Below are 22253 nucleotides of genomic sequence, written 5' to 3'. Positions count from 1 at the left end.
TATTTAATAAATTTTAGCCTTGATCAATCCCCATTTATGCATGCGGTGCTGTACCGAAACCCGGAGCACTCCCAGCCCGTATTTGCTGCTGCGCGCAAAGTTGATGCTGGACGCCTCTTCGAAATACTTCGTAGGGCAGGTCACCTCGCCGATCTCGTACCCTTTCATGAACACCTGGCTGATCATTTCATTATCGAAAATAAAATCATCGTCGTTTGCCATGTACCTGATATCCCTCAGCACCTCCGCCGAAAAAGCCCGGTAACCTGTGTGGTATTCGCTCAGCTTCTGCCCCAGCAATATGTTCTGGAACAAGGTCAGCATACGGTTGAAAAAATATTTATACAACGGCATGCCGCCTCTTAAAGCCCCGTTGCCCAGGATCCTGGACGCGAACACCGCCGGGTACACGCCGTTGGCAATAATGCTGCACATGGCTGTGATCAGCTTGGGCGTATACTGGTAATCAGGATGCACCATGATCACGATATCCGCTCCCAGCTCAAGGGCTTTGGTGTAACAGGATTTCTGGTTGCCGCCGTAGCCTTTGTTGGCATCGTGCCGGATGATGTGGCGGATGCCCAGCTGATGGGCCACTTCTACCGTGTCGTCCTTACTGCAATCGTCTACCAATACCACTTCATCCACTACATCCACAGGTATTTCCAGGTAGGTCTTTTCCAGCGTCCTTGCTGCGTTGTAGGCAGGCAGTACTACGACCACCTTTTTGTTGTTCAGCATGAATATAGGGTCTTTGAGCGGCAAAGGTATAAAAATACTCCTAATACGTTTCGTTGCTTTTACTGTCCTTTGGGTTATGCAGTAGATAAAAATGTTATCTTTGTCCTTTGGAGAATTTTTGGCATTATATTTTCTTTAAGGTTTTCTTAACATAAAAAAGGACATTCAAGCATGCTCAAGCTAATCAGATGGATGATGCCGCTGTTGTTGACGGGATTTGTGACGATGACTGCCGCTGCGCAGGACCCGGAGGTGAAACCGCCGCCGGTGCGCACTGCAGACACCACTATCAAGAAGATCATGGATGATCTTCAGCGGGTGGCAGACAGTGATAAGCAGAACGCCAAAGCCATCGAACAACTCTCGCTCGGCAGGGAATTAGACAACATCACCAAATACGACCTGATCAAAAACAACCTGATCCAGGCATCAGAAACCTACTATCTCCTTAACAAAAAGATAATAGACCTTAAGTCCAGGACCACTACCAGCAACCTGGACGTGTTCATCACCTCGCTCAACAACCCGGAGAGCAAGGAACTTGGCTTTTCCCTCAGCGACCGCGTGGTGGAACTGGTGGAAAAGATCATCCTGAAAGGGAAATCGGACAAGAACGAGCGGAACACCAAGCTGGTGGAGTCCACCAAATCCATCATCAACAGCCCGATATTCAAGAGCTTCACCTCCCTCACGCCGCCGCTGGCCATCGCCAGCTCGGTGATGAACTTCCTGCACAGCGTAAGCCAGAGCAACAAGGCCATCAACCACAAGCTGCTCCAGGAATTCGAGAAGGAACTGAATAAATACGTGATCTATTACACCGCGCTCAACGATGCGAACCAGAAATTCGAATTCGGGCTGAACTTCAATAAAGACCAGCTTTCCCTGCTGCAGGACAATATGTACGACCACCTGGCCTTTACGTCCAACGTGTTGAAAATGCCCCTGCCCGCACGCGGCAACAAAACCATCGCGGAATCGCTGAATGATTATTTTATTGATTTCAGGAAAGACAAGGTGATCGACTTTTTCCAGAAGCTGGAAACGCAGTACACAAAAAATAACAAGATCAACTACGAAGCGCTGCTGCGGGATAACCCGAACCTCAAGGAAGCCAACAACCAGCTGGAAGACCTTGTGCTGCAGACCAAACGTTTCGAGAACCTTTATAACGAATATTTCAGCCTCCTGGATTCCTACTACACCAAGGTGAACCACTCCCTGCGCCTCGCGCAGGACAATGCCCTGGCGGAAAGGCCCATCGTAGAAGCCAAGCAGGCGGAGTTCCGCGCATTGAAGGACGATGCCGTGAAAGAGATACAGGCTTCCATCAATATGCGGGAGCTGACGCTGAACGTAGACAAGATCAAATACAGATACAGGATATTCTAAAATATTCATTGTACACCCCAAGCGGAATTACGAACGGCTCATACCCGTTCGTAATTCTTTTTATAGAAATTACCTATACTATCCTAACTTGCAATTGATTCCAACTATTATCACTTTGACGATATGACTACGGTACAATTAGAATATGTTGTAGCAGTGGACACCTACAGGAGCTTTGTTACAGCCGCGGAAAAATGCTTTGTTACACAACCTACCCTCAGCATGCAGATCCAGAAACTGGAAGACGAGCTGGGCGTGAAGATATTCGACAGGAGCAAGCTGCCCGTCGTGCCCACGGAGATCGGCACCGCGGTGATCGCGCAGGGAAGGGTAATATTAAAAGAGAGCGCCCGCATCCGCGAGATCATTGCGGACCAGAAGAAGGAAGTGCAGGGTATCCTTAAAGTAGGCATCATCCCCACCCTGGCGCCTTACCTGCTGCCGCGCGTGCTCACCTCCTTCATGAAAAAATACCCGAAGGTGAAGCTGGAGGTCTGGGAATACTCCACCGAGCAGATCATACAGCTGCTGCGGCAGGAGCAGCTGGACTGCGGGCTGCTGGCCACCCCGCTGAACAACCAGCACCTGGAGGAACACCCGCTGTTCTACGAGAACTTCGTGATATTCGCCGCCAAAAGCAACAAACTCTCCGATAAAAAGCTCATCCAGCCGGAAGACCTGGAAACCAAGGACATATGGGTGCTGAACGAAGGCCATTGCATGCGCAACCAGGTGCTAAATATCTGCCGCGACAAGTTCAGCATGGGCGAGTTCAAGAACCTGGAATACAACACCGGCAGCGTGGAAACACTCAAACGTATGGTGGAGCTGAATGAAGGGTATACCATCCTGCCCGAGCTGTCTCTCCAGGACCTGAGCGCCAAGCAAATGAACATGGTACGCTTTTTTAAGGCGCCTGAGCCCGTCAGGGAGATCAGCCTGGTCACTCACCGCTATTTCATCAAACAGGCCGTAATTGAGGCGTTTAAGAAGGAAATCCTGGCGCATGTGCCGGAAAAGATGAAGGCGAAGAAAACCAGGAAAGTGATAGACATTACGCTGGATAAATCCTGAGCCGGAACAAATACTTATAAAAAAGGGTAAAGCAGCTGCTTTACCCTTTTTTATTATCCTTTATGCCGTTCCTACTTTTGCGCAGGCACTTTGGCGTCTGTATAGTTATTCTTCAGTTTCGGGAAGCTGGTTTGCATGATGAGGTCGTTCATCACGTTCACCGCTTCGCTCAGGTACGGGTCTTTGTAACGCGCCTTGATCCAGTCCTTGTTGCGGGCTACTTTCACGGTATCGTTCTGGATCTTCGCCATGTCCACTTTCAGGCTGGTGATATTCAGCGGCGCTACTTTGTCGTTCACGGCGTCGTAACGTTTGGAAGCGTTGGCGTTCTTTTTCATATCGGCCCTGTAATTGGTGACGTCCAGCGGATAGGTCTTCTGTTCATCCAGTTTTTTGAGGGTGGCGATATTTTCATTGATCATCTTAAATGCTTCGTTGCTGGCCAAACGCTGTGCGCTGTTACGTTTCAGCGGCTCAACGTCCACAGGGTCCTGCCATACTTCGTAATTGGCTTTGGGGATCACGTCCCATTTCAGGGCATCCTTGTCGCGCTTCTCGCCCACTTCATAGTAAGGCGAAGGCAGCACCACATCGGATTCCACGCCTTTCAGCTGGGTGGAGCCGCCGTTGGCGCGGTAGAATTTCTGCACGGTGAGCTTGATGGCGCCAAGGCTGCCGCCGAGGTCGCCGCGCACAAAATTATCCAGTTCAAGCAGGCGCTGCACGGTGCCCTTCCCGAAGGAATTGGGGCTGCCGATGATCACAGCGCGTTTGTAGTCCTGCATAGCGGCCGCCATGATCTCCGAAGCGGAAGCGCTGAACTCGTTCACCATAATGGCGAGCGGGCCGTCGTACTGCACGGATTTATCGCGGTCTTTCTGCTGCTGTATTTCCCCGCCGCGGGAGCGTACCTGCACCATCGTGCCTTCAGGCACGAACAGGCCGGCCATCTTGATCACGTCGGGCAGTGAGCCGCCGCCGTTGAAGCGGAGGTCGAGAATAATGCCTTCTACTTTTTCATCTTTGAGTTTCTTTATTTCCGCGGCCACATCATCGTAGGAGAATGCGCCTTCGCGGTCGGTAAAGTCCGCATAGAACTCCGGCAGGTAGATGTAGCCGATCTTATGCGGGCCATTGATAACGGCTGATTTGGCGAAGGTATCGTCCAGCTTCACTTCATCGCGGATGAGGTTCACTACTTTAGTGGTACCGTCCACGCTTTTTACGGTGAGCTTCACTTCGGAGCCTTTGGTACCGCGGATAACGGTAACGGCTTCTTCAACGGCATATCCACCAACGTCGATCGGTTCCTTGTTGCCTTCGCCTACTTTCAGGATCACGTCATCCGCCTTCAGCCTGCCATCTTTCCAGGCAGGGCTGCCGGCCACGATGTTCACGATCTTGATGCGGCCTTCTTCTTCCCGCAACTGGGCGCCGATGCCATAGAACTTGCCGGCCATGGATTCCTGGAAGGAACGTTTCTCGATGGGAGGCATGTAATCGGTATGCGGGTCCATGGTGGTGGTAATGGCGTTCACATAGAGGGAAAAGCGGTCGTCTTCCTTGGTGCGGTTCTTCAGCCGGTCGAAATACCGGTCGTAGATTTTTTTCACCTTGGCACGGGCTTCTGCTTCCAGCGCCGCGTCGGTCTTGCCGTTCTTTTCTTTGTCGCGCTGGTCCAGCAGTTCCGCGTATTTCTCCAATGCGCGGTATTTCAGCGACTTGCGCCACGCTTCCTTGCGGGCGGCTTCATCAGCCGGCCAGTCCAGGCTTTCCGGGTCTATCACCACGGTTTCCTGTTTCGAGAAATCGAACGGTTTGGCGAGTATTTCCGGATAAATGCCGGCTACTTCCGCTGTGCGCTTTTTAATGATTTCAGTGGTGCGGTTGAAAAAGTCGAGCGATGCGCCGTTGAGCTCATCGTCCACATGCGTTTCAAGCGGTTTGAGGGCTTGTATATCGCTTTTCAGGAAAAACTTCTTTTCTCCGTCCAGGTTTTTGAGGTATTTGGCAAATACTTCCCGGGAAAACGCGTCGTCTATCGGTTTCGGCTGGTAATGGCCCTCTTTCAGGATCTGGCCTACCAGGGAAATAATGGCTTCATACCGGCCCGGGGGATCGTCTTTTGCAGCGATTTTTGTAAATGCAAATATGCCTGCCGAAATGCTGATCAGCATCGCGGGAACTATCACTTTCAGTTTCATCTTCATAACCCAAAGATCAATTACAGAATATCAATTACGAATTACGAACAGTTGTTCCGGAATTCTATTCAAATATAAGCCTTATCGCGCAGCGGGCGTTCAACGGCTGAAGCCACGGAGCGTATTTTAACATATTGTTACCGGCAAAAAAGTGCTTCTTTTCTTCACTGGTTACCACTGGAACAAACATTGCGCCATTCGTAACCCGTAATCGATCGTCCGTACTTTATTTTACCAGCTTGTACACGCCGCCCTTGTTGCTGGCGCCCGCAATGGTCACCAGCATATAAATTTCGCCGGCATCGTCCTGGCCCCAGCTCAGTAACTGCAGGTTGCCTTCGGGCCTGTTCCCGAAAACGAGGTCGGAACGCTCCCATTTGTTGCCCTTTTGGGTCAGCGTCCAGGTTTTGCCGTTGTAGTCGCCGAACACGTATTTGCCGGTCAGCGCGGGGATCGCTTTGCCGCGGTATACGTAACCGCCGGTAATGCTGATGCCGTCGTCGTGATCGTATTCGTGCACAGGAGCGATGAGCTTGCTTTTATCGGCGCCCGCGGGCACGTTGAACTCGTGGTACCCTTCCATGATCCTCCAGCCGTAATTGCCGCCTTTGGTGATGATGTCCACTTCCTCGTACTTATTCTGGCCCACATCGCCCGCCCAGAGTCGGCCCGTAGCCTTGTCGAACGAAATGCGCCATGCATTGCGCAGGCCGTACGCCCATATCTCGGGCCTGGCGCCTTCTTTGCCTACAAAGGGATTGTCTTTCGGTACGGAGTAGGGGTTCCCGTTCACGTCTATACGGAGGATCTTACCCAGCAGGGTGTTCAGGTCCTGGCCGTTGCCGGTCGCGCCGTGTTTGTCGCCACCGCCGCCGCCGTCGCCGGAAGTAATGTAGAGGTAGCCATCGCGGCCGAAGATGATATCACCGCCGTTGTGGTTGCTTTCGGGCTGGTTGAATTCCAGTACCACTCTTTTGGTGGCAGGAACAGCCACGTTGTCTGAAGCTTTGTTGACACGGTATTCCGCGATCACGCTTTTGTGATTCAGCCCTTTGCCCGCGTTGGCCACGGGAGCGCTGTAATAGAGGTAGAATTTGCCGTTGGTCTTGAATTTCGGGTGGAAAGCCATGCCCAGCAGGCCGCGTTCGTCGTAGGCGGGGTTCACCTTCACCATGTCCGCGCTCACATCTATGAACGGTTTGTCCAGCAACTGGCCGTTCTCGATCACCCACACCCTTCCTTCCTTCTGAACAATGAACTGACGGCCGGTGCCATCGGCGGGGGTGGCCATACACACGGGAGATTGCACCCTGTCGGTCACCAGCTGCACGTTTACCTTTTGTGCATGCAGGTTCCCCGCTGCCGGGCCTAAGAGCGCCCCGGCCAATAATAATTGAGCTAGCTTCATACGTTTGTTGGAATTTTATGCAATAAAAATAAACATTGCCCGCATACTTGTTATAAAAAGTTGACCGCTGGAGCATGCACTGTTTAACCGGAAAGCTTTAATTTTGGACAGCATAAAAAAACTGACAGATTGGACGAAGCCGCTACCCTGCCGAATGATCCGTATGCATCGCTGCGATATAAGGAATTCAGGTTCTTCCTGGTCATCCGTTTTGCCCTGATATTTGCGCTGGCCATGCAATTCGCCATCGTGGAATGGAAGGTTTACCAGCTCACCCGCGACCCGCTGAACCTGGGGCTTATCGGCCTCGCGGAGTTCGTTCCCGCCATCAGCCTGGCATTGTTCGCCGGCAATATCGTAGATAAACGTGAAAAAAGAGGCATGATCCTCAAATCGATCATCGGTTACCTGTTCACCGGCACGGGACTGTTCCTGCTCACCTGGGACCAGCTGATGGCCGGCATTCCTACCAATACGGTGCTGCTGCTTATCTACCTGCTCGTATTCTGCGGCGGCGTGATCCGCGCGTTTACGGGGCCGAGCAACTTCAGCCTGCTGTCTCTCCTTGTTCCCAGGCCTTTATATCCGAATGCCACTACCTGGAGCACTTCCGCCTGGCAGATCGGGGCCATTGCGGGGCCTGCGCTGGGCGGGCTTTGCATGGGCTGGCTGGGCATCCACTGGAGCATGCTGCTGGTGATCGGGTTCGTGCTGCTGGCGCTGTTCTGCATCCTGCAGATCACTCCCAAGCCCGTTTTTTACAAGGAAATTGGGGAAACGGTGAAAGAAAGGCTGGCCAAGGGGCTGAAGTTCGTGTGGAACACCAAAGTGCTGCTGAATGCGATGGCGCTGGATATGTTCGCCGTGCTGTTCGGCGGTTCGGTGGCGATGATGACGATCTATGCGAACGATATCCTGCACATAGGCCCCGCAGGTTTCGGCGCCATGCGGGCGGCCCCGGCCGTAGGCGCGTTCCTCACGCTGCTGATGCTGGCTTACAAGCCTATCATCACCAAACCCGGCATTAAGCTGCTGGCCGCGGTGTTCGCCTTCGGGCTATGCATCATCGTGTTCGGTTTATCCAAAAACTTCCTGCTTTCCCTGGCTGCGCTGTTCTTCAGCGGTATGATGGACGGGGTGAGCGTGATCATACGGCAAACCATCCTCCAGCTGAAAACGCCGGACGATATGCGCGGGAGGGTTTCTTCGGTTAGTTCCATTTTCGTGGGAAGCTCCAACGAGCTGGGCTCTTTCGAGAGCGGTGTGGCTGCGAGGATCATGGGGCCGGTGGGTTCAGTGGTGTTCGGCGGCTGTATGACGCTGGCCGTGGTGATCACCACTTATGTTATTTCGCCGGCGATGCGGAAGTTAGAGCTGAAGGCTTGATAATCAATATATTCAGGTATCAGATCATTACCCCACCATTGCTTTCAGCCTTTCCAGCACATAATACACCGCGGGGCAGATAGTGGAGTTGAGCAGCGTGGTATTGGGGCGTTTGAAGAATTCGCCGCTGTCTGTATACGGATAATTGCGGCAGTCGCCGGGGCGCACATCGTAGATGGAGCAGTAGTTGTCGCTGCCGAGGAACGCGCAGGGACTGCGTTTCACCACGTAATCACCATCGTCATCCAGCCGCAGGTAGGTTTCGATGAAAACAGACTCGCGCAGGCCCAGGTATTTGGAGACTTTTTTGATATCCGGCGTTTTGAACCGGGGGCTGATGGTTTTGCAGCAGCCCGCGCATTGCAGGCAGTCGATCTTCTCAAATGCCTCCTCATGCAGGTCCGGCAGGAGCTTTTCCGCTCCTTTACCTTTCTTGGTCTGCATCTTCTGCAAAAATTGTTTATAACTCTTTTGCTGTTCCTTCGCCTTTTTCTCCCAGTCGGAGAGTAGATCGGTCATGCCGCTGATTTTCTGCAAAGCTAACAATATCCGGCCAGATGAATATCCCATGACAATACCCCGCGTGCCAGCCGGCGGAATATCAGTCTACTTTCCCTATCCCCTCGCGGGTTTGGCTGTTGCTGAAAAACATCATAGCTTTGCGCATTCTTTTATAAATACCTGCTTACATCATGAATCTTTTGAATACTTTCAAGAATGAGTTCATTGGCCGTCACATCGGACCCAATGAAGCAGAGACCCGCGCTATGCTGGGCAAGATCGGCATCGGGTCGCTGGATGAATTAATAGACAGAACAGTGCCTTCCGCCATCCGCATGAAGAAGGACCTGGATATCCCCGAAGCTGTAAGCGAATTCACTTACCTGAGCCAGCTGAAAGATATCTCCCTGAAGAACAAAGTATTCAAATCCTATATCGGCCAGGGTTATTACGACACCATTACCCCCAGCGTCATTCTCCGCAACGTTTTCGAGAACCCGGGATGGTATACCCAATACACGCCTTACCAGGCTGAGATCTCCCAGGGCCGCCTCGAAAGCCTGCTCAACTTCCAGACCATGGTGAGCGACCTTACGGACCTCCCCATTGCCAACGCCTCCCTGCTGGACGAAGCAACCGCCGCGGCAGAGGCCATGACCATGTTCTTCAACGCGCTCAATAAAGATCACGATCATATTACCCGCGGCAAATTCTTCGTGGACCAGAATGTGTTCCCGCAGACCAAAGATGTAGTGATCACCCGCGCCACCCCGCTCCAGATCGAAGTGGTGTTTGGCGACTTTGCGAAGGCAGATATTACCGCTGAATACTTCGGCGCGCTGGTGCAATACCCGGCCGCAGACGGCACCGTGGCCGATCACCGCCAGTTCATCGAAAAAGTGCATGCCGTTGGCGCTTACGTGGCCATGGCAACGGACCTGCTGGCGCTTACCCTGCTCACCCCTCCGGGCGAACTGGGTGCGGATGCCGCACTGGGCAGCGCCCAGCGCTTCGGCGTTCCCCTGGGCTTCGGCGGCCCCCACGCTGCGTTCTTTTCCTGTAAAGACGAGTTCAAACGCGCCATCCCCGGCCGCATTATCGGCGTAAGCATCGACGCGCAGAACAGACGCGCGCTGCGCATGGCGCTGCAAACCCGCGAGCAGCACATCAAACGTGAAAAAGCCACTTCCAATATCTGTACCGCGCAGGCATTGCTGGCCAACATGGCCGCCATGTACGCCGTGTACCATGGTCCGCAGGGCCTGAAGAACATTGCGCTGAAAACCGCGCTGCTCACCGCCGCGCTTTCCGCCAAACTGAAAGCAGCCGGCGTGAAACTGAGCAACAACGGCCATTTCGACACCATCACCGTTGAAACCGCGGACGCAGCCGCCCTGCATGCCAAAGCAAACGCAGCCGGCATCAACTTCCGCGGCATCAGCAACACACTCGCCGGCATTTCGCTGGACGAAACCACCGGCGTGGATGATGTGAACGCGATCCTTTCCGTGTTCGGCGCAGGCAGCATCAGCGAAGCCGATGTGGAGAACGCGCAAAGCGGCATTCCCGCGGCGCTGCAACGCAGTTCCGCTTACCTGCTGCACCCCGTGTTCAACAGCCATCACAGCGAAACCGAGATGATGCGTTACATCAAGATGCTGGAGAACAAAGACCTTTCACTCAACACTTCCATGATCTCCCTTGGCAGCTGCACCATGAAGCTGAATGCAGCCACCGAAATGATCCCGCTCAGCTGGAGCCACTGGAGCAAGATACACCCCTTCGCCCCGCGGGCGCAGGTGGCAGGTTACGAACAGATCGTGAAAGAACTGGGCGAATACCTCTGCAAGATCACCGCGTTTGACGCATGCAGCCTGCAGCCCAACTCGGGCGCGCAGGGCGAATACGCCGGCCTGCTCACCATCAGGGCCTACCACGAAAGCCGTGGCGACCAGCACCGCAACGTGATCCTGATCCCCATTTCCGCGCACGGCACCAACCCCGCCAGCGCCGTGATGGCAGGTTACAAGGTAGTGATCGTGAAAGCGCTGGAAAACGGCTACATCGACGTGGCAGACCTGAAAGCCAAAGCAGAACAACATAAAGACAACCTGGCCGGTGTGATGATCACCTATCCTTCCACCTACGGCGTGTACGAAGAAGGCGTGAAAGAGGCCTGCGAGATCATCCACGCCAACGGCGGGCAGGTGTACATGGACGGCGCCAATATGAACGCCCAGGTGGGCCTTACCGCTCCCGGCCTTATTGGCGCGGACGTTTGCCACCTGAACCTCCACAAGACCTTCGCCATCCCGCATGGCGGCGGCGGCCCCGGCATGGGCCCCATCTGCGTAGCCAAACACCTTGCGCCATTCCTGCCCGGCCATGTGAACCAGCAGGCCGCCGGCAACGGCAGCAAACAGGCTCACGCGGTATCCGCAGCGCCTTACGGCAGCGCCAGCATCCTGCTGATCTCCTATGCATACATCCGTATGCTGGGCCGTCATGGTGTGCGTAAAGCCACTGAATTTGCCATCCTGAACGCCAACTACATGAAGGCGCGCCTGGAAAATGCGTACGATATCCTTTACACCGGCGTGAGCGGCACCTGTGCCCACGAATTCATCGTGGACCTGCGGCCTTTCAAAAATACCGCCGGCGTTGAAGCCGAAGACGTGGCCAAACGCCTGATGGACTACGGCTTCCACGCACCCACCATGAGCTTCCCCGTGCCGGGCACCATCATGATAGAGCCGACTGAAAGCGAGGACAAAGCCGAGCTGGACCGCTTCTGCGACGCCATGCTGGCCATCCGCGAAGAGATCCGCGCAGTGGAAGAAGGCAAGGCGGACAAGGCGAACAACGTGCTGAAACACGCGCCCCATACCCAGGCAGTGATCACCGCCGACGAATGGACGCGCCCTTACAGCCGCCAGCAGGCAGCTTTCCCGCTGGAATACGTAACGCTGAACAAGTTCTGGCCTTCCGTAAGCCGCATCAACAATACTTTCGGCGACCGCAACCTGATCTGCACCTGCGAGCCCGCCAGCTCCTATGCGGAAGCGGAAGCATAAACGGTTATTCATCAAAGAAACATACAGGCAGCGGCTTACCAGGCCGCTGCTTTTTTTATGGCACAGACCCGGCGCACTTTTTCCCGGCAACTTCAACCGCCCAACCCCTTTTTTGTCCTTTGAACCACATTTTAACTAGAAAAGTCGTCTTTCTACGAAACTTTCGTATTTTGATTCCCGAAACCAATACCGCCATGTTACGTAATGCAATTCTATTGACCCTTCTATGTTTATGTATAACCAGCGCCATCAACGCCCAGCAGCGCAACCAGCTCAGGGGCACAGTGGCGGACTCGGCCAGCAAGGAATTCCTGGAAATGGCCACCGTGGCCGTGCAGGACAGTAAAGACAGCAGCCTCATCACCTACACCCTTACCGATAAAAAAGGCGCCTTCCGCCTCACCGGCCTGCCGGGCAACAAATCCGTGCGCCTGCTGATCTCCTATACCGGCTACCGCACTTATTCAAAGATCCTGGATACAGACCGGCCTGAAGACCTGGGCAGCATTATGCTGGCTACCTCGGCCCGTGAGCTGAACACCGTGGTGGTGGAAGGAGACCGCCCCCCCATCGCCATCCGGAAAGACACCATCGAATTCAATGCCGCCGCCTTCAAGACCCGGCCCAACGCCGTGGTGGAAGACCTGCTGAAAAAGCTGCCCGGTGTGGACATAGACGAGAACGGCAACATCACCGTGAACGGCAAAAAAGTAAGCCGCATACTGGTGGATGGAAAAGAATTCTTCGGCAACGACCCCAAGCTCGCCACCAAAAATCTCCCTTCCGCCATCGTGGACAAGGTGCAGGTGGTGGATACCAAGACCAAAACGGAAGCGCGGATGGGCATTGAAAAAGACGGAGAAGACCGCACCATCAACGTGACCCTCAAAGCCGATAAAAAGAAAGGGCTCTTCGGCCGCATATCTGCCGGCGGCGGCACAGACAACCGGTTTGAGCTTAGCGGCATGCTGAACGCTTTCGAAGGTCCGCGCCAGATCAGCTTTCTGGGCTCTTCAAATAACCTGAACAAGATCGGGTTCACCCAGAACGAGATGTCTGCCGCATCGGAAAGAAAAGGCGGCGGCATGTATATGTCCGTTTCCTCCGACGGCGGCCTCAACATGAACGGCATCAGCTTCGGCGCCAGCGGGGAAGGCATCAGAACGGCTTCCATGCTGGGTTACAACTACAACGACAAGTGGGGTAAGAACCTGGATGTGAACAACAGCTACTTCTTCAACAACACCGATTCCCGCTTCACTACGCTCAGCAACAGCCTGTACAACGACGGGCGGAACATTATCGGCAAACGCACCGGCAACGGACGCAACTACAGCCACAACCTCAACTTCTCGTTCGACATACAACTGGATTCAATGACCACATTGAGCATCGCGCCGAAATTCGGTTATACCCGACAGACGTCCAATACGAGCAGCATAGACACCACCTATTTCGGTCCCGGGGATCTTGGTAATACGAATAAGAACACCAATCTCCTCCGCAGCAACCGTGTGAGTTTCGAGAACAGCATCACGCTGAACCGCATCCTTAATAAAAACGGCCAGGCCATCGGGCTCACATTCAGCAATATGTACAACACGCAGGACGGGAATGCCTTCAATAACTCCACCCAGCAGTTCTTCGAGAACAACCTGCTGGACTCCACCCAGGTGCTGGACCAGAAAAGCGTCATGAACAGCCGCAACGAACGCTACGATATCAGCCTCTATTACGGCCAGCCGATCACCAAGACCTGGAAGATGCACTTCGACTATAAATATTCTTACGGCATCAGCTCGTCCGACCGCAATACCTATAATTTCGATGAGGACATGAAAGGCTATACGGACCTGGACAGCCTGTATTCCAACCGCTTCCGCACCATCATGACCACGCAGCAGCCTTCCATCCGTTTTGTGCATACCAACAGCAACAAAAAGTTCACCGCCAGCCTGGGCGGCTCCGTGTACTTCAATACGCTGGACAACCGGTCGTTCATGGACAATACCAGCATCCGCCAGCGCCAGACCAACCTGGCGCCCAGCAGCCGCATCGCATACACTTTCAAGAACAAGGGCCAGCTTTCTTTCAACTACAGCGGTTATATGCAGCAACCTACCGTAGAGCAGCTGCAGCCGGTAAGAGATAATACCAACCCGCTGAACGTGCGCATCGGCAACCCTGACCTGAAGGCATCTTTCAATCACAGCATGGGCCTGGGTTACAACCGCTTCTCCCCCACCGGCATCGGTCTTTTCTCCAACATCGGCATCACGCCTACCACCAACAGGATCTCCACCATCACGAAAGTGAACGAGCGGGGCGGGCAAACCGTACAGAACGTGAACGTGGACGGCACCTGGACGATGAACGCCAACGTGAACGCGAGTTACAGCAAAAAGATGAAGGACTGGCAGATGCGGGTGAACGGCGGTTTCTTCGGGAATATGTCGCGGCAGGTGAACTACTCCAACATCAACAATCCCAAAGGAGACACCAGCCTGCGCAAGAACGTGTCGCAATCGCTGATGGTAGGCCCGATGCTTAGCCTTTCCTACGCTTACAAGGAAATACTGGAGATGAACATGTTCTACCGCCCCAATTACAACCAGGTGAAGAGCAGGCTGAACAATGTGACCACCAGCAATTTCACACAACGACTGCAGGTGGGCGCAACGGCTTACCTGCCGCTCAATCTCTTCGTGGAGAACGACGTGCAGTACAACTACAACGCCAATACCGCGCCGGGTTTCAGGAAAGGCATCACCGTGTACAGCGCAGCCATTGGATACGAGTTCCTGAAGGAAAAACGCGCGCAGGTGAAGCTCTACGCCTACGACCTGCTGCGCCAGAACACCAACGTCCGCCGCAACGTTACCGAGCTGGGTACGTTCGATACGCAGACGGACCTGGTGGAACAATACTTCATGCTCACCTTAAGCTACAACATCTCTAAATTCGGAAAAATAAAACCGCCCAGGCGCTACAATGGCGGCGGCGGATATATGATATTCTAAACCGTTTGAACGGAAACCAAAAAAGCGGAAGGCCCTGTGCAGGGCCTTCCGCTTTTTTATGCGATTATGAATATTACTTAAAGGTACCGTTCCTTCATCACGCCCATGTGATGGATCGCGTGGCCTACCAGGATGTAACCCAGGCTGAGCACGCTCACGGGCACGCCGCTCGCAATACCGCTGCGTTTCAGCTCTTCCTCCTCCAGCGATCGGAATAAATGTTCAGATGAAAGGCGCACCAGCTGGAACTCTTCTACCATGTCTATCCAATCGCGGTGCTCCACCTGCGCTGCTGCGGCAAAGCTGTTTTCGTCGAACGAAGCCAGCGGGGTATTGTCTTTACGGGCAAAACGCAGCGCGCGGTAAGCGAATATCCTTTCAGCGTCCGTCATATGCTGCAGCACCTGCTTGATAGTCCATTTGCCGGTGGCATAAGCGAAATTGAGCTTATGATGCGGAATGCCTTCCAGGAAATCCAGCACTTCCCCCGTATGTTTTTTAAAGGCTTCGAGAATATTGTCTTCCGGCACTTTGCTCACGTAGGTTTCATAGAAAGCGCCGTAGTCTCCCTGTGATGGTCTGGCCATAGGTCAAAAAATTTCCCGGAAGTTAGGATAAATCCCGTTTATCGGGGCAATGGCTTATATTTATCCCTGATTGTACAACCCACCAAACCTGCTCAACTGAAAGACATGCACAAGAAAGTATTCGTTCTGATGCTCGCCATGGCAGGCTGTTTAAGCGTATGCGCACAACAAACGGACCGGTTCCCCGCCAATTACACGAAAAAAGAAGTGATGATCCCCATGCGGGATGGCGTGAAGCTGTTCACCGCCATCTACCAGCCGAAGAGCAACGCGGAGAAACATCCCATCCTCATGAGCCGCACGCCATATTCCTGTGCGCCTTACGGAGCGGATTCATTCCCTTCACTGAAAGGATATTTCCAGCACTACGCCAATGAAGGCTATATCATCGTTTTCCAGGATGTGCGCGGCCGGTGGATGAGCGAAGGCGTTTTCCAGGACGTACGGCCTTTCAACCCCAATAAAACAGGCGCCGCCACCGATGAGGCCGGCGATACCTACGATACCATAGACTGGCTGGTGAAGAACCTGGACAACAACAACGGCAACGTGGGCGTGCTGGGCATTTCCTATCCCGGCTTTTATTCCACCATGGCCTCGCTGAGCGGGCATCCCGCGCTCAAAGCCGTGAGCCCGCAGGCGCCGGTAACCGACTGGTTCATCGGCGACGATTTCCATCACAACGGCGCTTTCATGCTGATGGACGCGTTCGACTTCTACACTTCCTTCGGGAAGCCGCGGCCTGCGCCTACGACCAAAGAGCCTACGGAATACGCCTATCCCACCCTGGACAACTATAAATTCTACCTCGAAGCGGGCGCACTGCCGGATATTGCCCGGCTGATGGGCGACAGCATCGCGTTCTGGAAAGACCTCTATGCGCATCCCAACTACGACGCCTGGTGGAAAGCGCGCAACGTAAGGCCTCATCTTAAACAGGTAAAACCCGCCATGCTCACTGTTGGCGGTACTTTCGACGCGGAAGACTGCTTCGGCGCCTGGGCTACTTACCAGGCCATCGAAAAACAAAACCCGGGCGCGGATAACAGGCTGGTGATGGGCCCCTGGTACCATGGCCAGTGGAGTACGGACGACGGCACCTACCTGGGCCATGTGAAATTCGGCAGCAATACTTCCACCTGGTACCAGGAGAACATTGAAGTGCCGTTCTTCAACTACTACCTGAAAGGAAAAGGCCCACAGCCGGATATCAGCGAGGCGACCATTTTCTTTACCGGCGAAAACCAGTGGAAAAAATTTCCTGCCTGGCCGCCGGCTGAGGTACAATCACGGCCGGTTTACCTGCAGCCCGGGGGCGGCCTGTTGTTCACCGCGCCCGCCGTGCAAAATTCCTTCACCCAATACACCAGCGATCCTTCCAAACCCGTACCTTACACCGAAGACGTGCATCATGCACGCACGATCAGCTATATGACGGACGATCAGCGGTTTGCCAGCCGCCGGCCGGACGTGCTGGTGTTCCAGACGGCCGTACTGGAAGAGGACCTGACGCTGGCGGGCCCTGTGGTGGCTGACCTGCAGGTCAGCATCAGCACCACCGATGCGGATTTTGTGGTGAAAGTGATAGATGTGTTCCCGGACGATTTCAGCTACGGGCCTGATACCGTTCGCCTGGCGCACCGCCGTTACATTTCCCCCACCTATCCCATGGGCGGCTACCAGATGCTGGTGCGCGGGGAGATCATGCGAGGCAGGTACCGCAACAGCTTTGAAACGCCCGTTCCTTTTGTGCCCGGCAGGATCACGCCGGTGAAATTCACCCTGCCCGATGTGGCGCATACCTTCAAAAAGGGCCACCGGCTGATGATACAGGTGCAGAGCAGCTGGTTCCCGCTGGCCGACCGTAATCCGCAGGTTTTTACGGATATTTACAAAGCGGCGAAAGAGGCATTCAGAAAGTCAGATATACGCATTCATCACAACGCGGCGCATCCTTCAAAGATCCTGCTGCCGGTGATACCATAAATTCCACACGTTAAAACATACGCAATATGAAAGCACTTATTTCCGCGGCGCTTTTACTGCTTTCGCAGTACGGCCTCGCGCAGGACAACCTGGACGGGGCCTGGAAGCTGGCGCCCGCCAACGGAGAACCGCAAACCGTGAGAATCATCGAGGACAGTTATTTCATGCAGACCCACTTCGACGAAAAAGGCAAACAGTTCATCAGCACCCATGGCGGCAGGCTGGAAGCCAGCGGCGGCGGGCTGAAGGAAACCATCGAGTTCCATACGGCCGACAAGAACAAAGTAGGCACCGTGAACGACTGCAGTTACAAGCTGAACAACAACCAGCTGGTGATCACCTGCAACGGCGAGGCCACCACCTGGCAGCGGGTGGACGACGGGAAGGCTCCCCTTGCAGGCGCATGGCGCATTACCGCCAGGGAAAACGAAGGCAGCATGGTGCCTATGCGGCCCGGCCCGCGTAAAACGCTGAAGATCCTTTCCGGCACCCGTTTTCAATGGGCGGCCATCAACACGGAAACAAAGGAATTTTTCGGCACCGGCGGCGGCACTTATACATTCGAAAACGGGAAGTACACCGAAAATATCACCTTCTTTTCCCGCGACAATACCCGCGTGGGCGCCGCGCTTACTTTCAACGGGAAAGTGGACGGCAAACAATGGCACCACAGCGGCAAAAGCTCCAAGGGCGACCCGATCAGTGAAATATGGAGCAGGATTGAATAATATACTATATTGCAGCTCAAATTTTACATATCTGTATGAGTTTCAAAAAAATCCTGTTTATCTGCACGTTGAGCGTGTTCAGCCTGCAAACCGCCTATAGCCAGAGGAAAAAAAGCAAAACGCCGCCGCCACCCGCCGGCCCGGTAGTGGTTACCACCCTCGATTCCGTGAGTTATGCCATTGGCAACGATATGGGAGAGATGATGAAAAGCCAGGGCCTGGATTCCCTGAACCTGCGGCTGTTCATGGCCGCTCTTGAAGACGCATTCAAGGGCAACAAGCCGCTTATTTCCGCCGAACAGGGCAAGCCGGTGGTAAGTACCCACATCCAGAAATTAAAGGCCGAAAAAGCCGCTAAAAATAAGGTTGCCGGGGAAGCGTTCCTCGCCGCCAACAAAACCAAGCCCGGCATTGCCGTGCTGCCCAGCGGCCTCCAGTTCCAGATCCTGAAAGAAGGCAACGGCGCAAAGCCCACGCTGCAGGATAAAGTGAAAGTTCATTACCACGGTATGCTGATAGACGGCACTACGTTCGACAGCAGCGTTGACCGCGGCGAACCCATCACCCTTCCCGTTAGCGGCGTGATCGCCGGCTGGACGGAAGCTTTGCAGCTGATGCCCGTTGGCTCAAAATGGAAGCTCTTCATTCCCGCCAATCTCGCCTATGGCGAACGCCAGGCCGGTGCGAAGATCACGCCCAACAGCACGCTGGTGTTTGATGTGGAACTGCTGGAAATTGTGAAGGATACGCCTGCGCCTGCTACGCAACCCGCACAGTAAGCATACAATTCTTTGTAAAACACAAGGCCGTCCAGGGTGAACCCGGACGGCCTTTATTATTGCAGCCTGTTCTTACCTGGGATTCTGCGGCATCCCGGAATAATCTTACACTTTCGGGAATGGCGATGACATATTTTAAATAGGGGAACGCCTAAACCGAGTGTTCTGTCATAGTCGGAAAATCCATACAGATCAACCGTCTTTCTCCTGAAATACTCTACGGAAGCAATTATGTAATACATAAAACCATAATGCTATGCTTTCCCCTTGTATGTAAGGAAACCTAACATATAACATGAGAATATAAGTTAATACGGAAGATAATTTTATGGAAAACCCTATATTTAATCCCAGAGTCATTCTTAAACCACTCCCATGTCTAACAAATCAATTGGCGGAGAGGATACCTATATCGAGAAAGCATTACAGATAGCACCTATTGGAGCCTTCCTGGCGGATATGGAAGGCAACTGTTTTTTTGTAAACAAAGAATGGGAAAAAATCTCGGGCCTTACTTTCGATGAATCAATGGATAAAGGCTGGCAAAATATCGTCGTAGCCGAAGACATTCCGGGGATCGCAGCCTTTTTACAACATGCGGCGCAACAACCGCCACAGGTTCCGCTTACCTGCTCCTACCGCATTACGCACCCCGCAGCAGGGTTACGTTATGTCAAAGTCGACATGCGGGCTGTGAAAGACGCGCCGGGAAAGGATTTTTTCCTCGGGTACGTGCAGGACGTCACTGCGGAAAAACTCGCGGAAAACAAGCAGCTGGAAGAAACCACCCATCTCAAAGCGCTGATCGCTTCGCTGGAAGATATTGTATTCGAGATCAACGCCAACCAGGTGTTCCTCAACGTATGGATACAGGATCAAACTAAGCTGTACATGCCCAAGGAAGCCTTTCTCGGTAAAAAAGTGAGCGAGGTGATGGGCCCGCAGGCCGAAATGTTCGGACAGCTGATCGCGGAAGTGGTAAGCCTTGGCGAAGAACGGGAGATCGTGTACAAACACATGGACGATTCGGTGAACCAGTGGTTCAAAACCAGGGTGAAGCCGGTGATCAGGTCCGCCGATCCGGAAAAATATATCCTCATTGTGAGCGTCAAGGATTTTACTCCGCAGTGGATAGCCGAACAAGAGCTGCTGGCCGCGAAAAACGCCGCGGAAGAGGCTTCCAGGGCGAAGTCGGATTTCCTGTCCATCATGAGCCACGAGATACGCACGCCCCTCAACGGCATCATCGGCATTGCCAACCTGCTCAAGCTGAATTATTCGGAAGAACAGGAAGAATACATCAGCAACCTGATGTTCTCCGCCGATCACCTGCTGCGGCTCATCAACGATATCCTCGACCTGAATAAAATTGAAAAGGACCAGTTTGACCTTACCTATTCCGTCGTGAACCTGCACGAGCTGCACCGGAATATACACAACCAGTTCAAGTCGCTGGCGGATGCGAAAAAGATAGCGCTGATCACCGATATCGACCAGGACATCCCGAAAAAAGTGCTCGCGGATGTGATACGCCTCAGCCAGATACTGAACAATCTCATCAGCAATGCGATCCATTACACCGAAAAAGGACAGGTGATCGTTTCCGCGCACCTCATTAAAAAACAAACCGACAAGGTGCATATTCATTTTTCCGTGAAAGACACCGGCGTCGGCATCGCGGAAGAATACCACGGCCTCGTGTTCGAAAGCTTCCGGCAGGTGGAGCAGCCTGTAGCCGGCAAACCCTCTGGCACCGGCCTTGGCCTTACCATCACGCAAAAGCTGGTGCAGCTGCACAACAGTAAAATATTCCTGAAAAGTAAGCCGGGCGAGGGCACGGAATTCTATTTCGACCTCACGTTCGGCATTCCCACGAAAAAGAACAGTCCGCCCAAACGCGCGCAGGTATCAGAACTGTCCGCTTATCAAAAGAAATTCAAAGGCCTGAGCCTGCTGTTCGTGGAAGACAATCCCATCAACGTCATGGTGGCCAAAAGGCAGCTGGAATATTTCGGCATACAGCCCGATTGCGCGCTGAACGGAACCGAGGCCACGGAGCTGCTGAAAGAAAATAAATACGACATCGCCTTCCTGGACCTGCACATGCCCGGGATGGACGGACACGAGCTTTCAGAGCTGATCCGCAGCCAGTACCCCGAAACGCATATCGTGATCTTCACGGCGGACATTATGCCTGAAGTGAGAAGGGGTTTCGCCCGCAAAGGCATTTTCGATATCCTGAACAAACCTTTCTTCCCCCGCGAAATGCTCACCACTTTGCTGAAGATCGCGCAGGTACGGAAGATGGACATCAAATAAAAAAAGGCTGTTCATTACTGAACAGCCCTTGTTATTTTATTGCGTTGATATCATTGGAATACTCTCGGCACGCGCATTTCCAGCAGCATAAAATCCGCCAGCACCATGGCTGTTACGGCTTCCAGCACTACCGGCACGCGCAATGCGATGCAAAGGTCATGACGGCCTTTCACTGAAAATGTTTCCACCTGCCCGCTCGCGATGTTCAGCGTTTGCTGCTCCTTCGGTGTGCTGGACGTAGGTTTTACCGCTACGCGGAACACCAGCTGGTTGCCGTTGGTGATGCCGCCTACCACGCCGCCGGCATGATTGGTGGCCGTTTTACCGGTACCATCCACGATCGGGTCGTTATGCTCCAGCCCTTTCATTTTGGCCGCCGCAAAGCCCGCGCCGAACTCGATCCCTTTAATGGCGGGAATGGCAAAAGCAGCATGCGCCAATGCGGATTCCACGGAATCGAAGAAAGGTTCGCCCAGGCCGACAGGCAGCCCGTCCACCGTGCATTCCACGATGCCGCCCACGGAATCTTTCGCTTTGATGGCTTCTTCCAGCCCTTCTTCCGCATCGGCAAAACCGCCTACTTCTTTGATCACCGCATTGATCCTGATGTTCTCTCCCAGTATCTTTTTAGCGATCACGCCGGCTGCCACGAGGTTGAGCGTGAGCCTGCCGCTGAAGTGGCCGCCGCCGCGGTAGTCTTCAAAACCGCCGAACTTTTTGGCCGCTACAAAATCCGCATGGCCGGGCCTGGGAAATTCGCGGAGCTTGGCATAGTCGGCGCTGCGGGTATTATTGTTTTCGAAAAGAATGGTGATAGGCGCCCCGGTAGTACGGTCGTTGAAAACGCCGGATTTCAGGAAAGGCAGGTCTTCTTCCTTGCGCGGCGTGGTGCCCCTGGCGCCGCCTTTCCGGCGTTCCAGGTCGGGCAAAAAGTCTTCCTGCTTCAGCGGGATGCCTGCGGGAATGCCGTCGATATTCACGCCCACGCTTTCCCCATGCGATTCGCCGAAAACATTCACCCTGAATATTCTGCCAAAACTGTTCATGTTACTGT

At 53.7% G+C, this 22253-nt stretch carries 15 protein-coding genes; 9 read left to right on the top strand and 6 right to left on the bottom strand.

What is annotated here, in order from left to right:
* Positions 1 to 3: 3 nt before the first annotated feature.
* Positions 4 to 741: a glycosyltransferase family 2 protein gene (locus ACTJIK_RS12415; protein WP_440646674.1), complete on the bottom strand. Its 738-nt coding sequence runs from the start codon at positions 739 to 741 to the stop codon at positions 4 to 6.
* Positions 742 to 912: 171 nt separating this feature from the next.
* Between ACTJIK_RS12415 and ACTJIK_RS12410 the strand changes: the two genes are divergently transcribed.
* Both ACTJIK_RS12410 and ACTJIK_RS12405 read left to right on the top strand, forming a co-directional pair.
* The gene (locus ACTJIK_RS12410; RefSeq protein ID WP_440646673.1) at positions 913 to 2133 is read left to right on the top strand and encodes a hypothetical protein; all 1221 of its coding nucleotides are present in this window, start codon (positions 913 to 915) and stop codon (positions 2131 to 2133) included.
* A 123-nt stretch (positions 2134 to 2256) separates the two neighbouring features.
* On the top strand, positions 2257 to 3207 hold the full coding sequence (locus tag ACTJIK_RS12405) for a LysR substrate-binding domain-containing protein (RefSeq protein WP_440646672.1): 951 nt from the start codon (positions 2257 to 2259) through the stop codon (positions 3205 to 3207).
* Between the two features lie 71 nt (positions 3208 to 3278).
* Here ACTJIK_RS12405 and ACTJIK_RS12400 read toward each other — a convergent pair whose 3' ends face one another.
* Positions 3279 to 5417, bottom strand: a complete 2139-nt coding sequence (locus ACTJIK_RS12400; protein WP_440646671.1) for a carboxy terminal-processing peptidase — start codon at positions 5415 to 5417, stop codon at positions 3279 to 3281.
* A gap of 220 nt (positions 5418 to 5637) precedes the next feature.
* Positions 5638 to 6819 carry a PQQ-dependent sugar dehydrogenase gene (locus tag ACTJIK_RS12395; RefSeq protein ID WP_440646670.1) on the bottom strand — a complete coding sequence of 394 codons (1182 nt, stop codon included), beginning with the start codon at positions 6817 to 6819 and terminating at the stop codon, positions 5638 to 5640.
* A 129-nt stretch (positions 6820 to 6948) separates the two neighbouring features.
* Between ACTJIK_RS12395 and ACTJIK_RS12390 the strand changes: the two genes are divergently transcribed.
* Complete coding sequence (locus ACTJIK_RS12390; protein WP_440646669.1) at positions 6949 to 8205, top strand: MFS transporter; 1257 nt, start codon at positions 6949 to 6951, stop codon at positions 8203 to 8205.
* 27 nt (positions 8206 to 8232) lie between these two features.
* Here the strand turns inward: ACTJIK_RS12390 and ACTJIK_RS12385 are convergent, their stop codons facing one another.
* Positions 8233 to 8724 (bottom strand): YkgJ family cysteine cluster protein, encoded by a 492-nt coding sequence (locus ACTJIK_RS12385; protein ID WP_440646668.1) that lies wholly within the window; start codon positions 8722 to 8724, stop codon positions 8233 to 8235.
* Between the two features lie 173 nt (positions 8725 to 8897).
* Between ACTJIK_RS12385 and gcvP the strand changes: the two genes are divergently transcribed.
* Both gcvP and ACTJIK_RS12375 read left to right on the top strand, forming a co-directional pair.
* The gene (gene gcvP / locus ACTJIK_RS12380) at positions 8898 to 11780 is read left to right on the top strand and encodes an aminomethyl-transferring glycine dehydrogenase (RefSeq protein ID WP_440646667.1); all 2883 of its coding nucleotides are present in this window, start codon (positions 8898 to 8900) and stop codon (positions 11778 to 11780) included.
* Between the two features lie 194 nt (positions 11781 to 11974).
* Positions 11975 to 14800, top strand: coding sequence for an outer membrane beta-barrel protein (locus ACTJIK_RS12375; RefSeq protein WP_440646666.1), 2826 nt, complete (start codon positions 11975 to 11977; stop codon positions 14798 to 14800).
* A 77-nt stretch (positions 14801 to 14877) separates the two neighbouring features.
* Here ACTJIK_RS12375 and ACTJIK_RS12370 read toward each other — a convergent pair whose 3' ends face one another.
* Positions 14878 to 15387 (bottom strand): DinB family protein, encoded by a 510-nt coding sequence (locus ACTJIK_RS12370; RefSeq protein WP_440646665.1) that lies wholly within the window; start codon positions 15385 to 15387, stop codon positions 14878 to 14880.
* Positions 15388 to 15492: 105 nt separating this feature from the next.
* Between ACTJIK_RS12370 and ACTJIK_RS12365 the strand changes: the two genes are divergently transcribed.
* The 4 genes from ACTJIK_RS12365 to ACTJIK_RS12350 all read left to right on the top strand — a co-directional run bounded on the left by ACTJIK_RS12365 (position 15493) and on the right by ACTJIK_RS12350 (position 21199).
* On the top strand, positions 15493 to 17373 hold the full coding sequence (locus tag ACTJIK_RS12365; RefSeq protein ID WP_440646664.1) for a CocE/NonD family hydrolase: 1881 nt from the start codon (positions 15493 to 15495) through the stop codon (positions 17371 to 17373).
* A gap of 26 nt (positions 17374 to 17399) precedes the next feature.
* Positions 17400 to 18101: a hypothetical protein gene (locus ACTJIK_RS12360; protein WP_440646663.1), complete on the top strand. Its 702-nt coding sequence runs from the start codon at positions 17400 to 17402 to the stop codon at positions 18099 to 18101.
* A 35-nt stretch (positions 18102 to 18136) separates the two neighbouring features.
* Positions 18137 to 18880: an FKBP-type peptidyl-prolyl cis-trans isomerase gene (locus ACTJIK_RS12355; protein WP_440646662.1), complete on the top strand. Its 744-nt coding sequence runs from the start codon at positions 18137 to 18139 to the stop codon at positions 18878 to 18880.
* Between the two features lie 375 nt (positions 18881 to 19255).
* The gene (locus ACTJIK_RS12350; protein WP_440646661.1) at positions 19256 to 21199 is read left to right on the top strand and encodes an ATP-binding protein; all 1944 of its coding nucleotides are present in this window, start codon (positions 19256 to 19258) and stop codon (positions 21197 to 21199) included.
* 50 nt (positions 21200 to 21249) lie between these two features.
* Here the strand turns inward: ACTJIK_RS12350 and ACTJIK_RS12345 are convergent, their stop codons facing one another.
* The gene (locus ACTJIK_RS12345; protein WP_440646660.1) at positions 21250 to 22245 is read right to left on the bottom strand and encodes a chorismate synthase; all 996 of its coding nucleotides are present in this window, start codon (positions 22243 to 22245) and stop codon (positions 21250 to 21252) included.
* Positions 22246 to 22253: the final 8 nt, after the last annotated feature.

Source organism: Chitinophaga sp. 22620, assembly GCF_052044405.1.
Lineage (GTDB): Bacteria > Bacteroidota > Bacteroidia > Chitinophagales > Chitinophagaceae > Chitinophaga.
The sequence above is the reverse complement of the archived record's forward strand: the minus strand, read 5'-3'. Positions and strand labels throughout refer to the sequence as shown.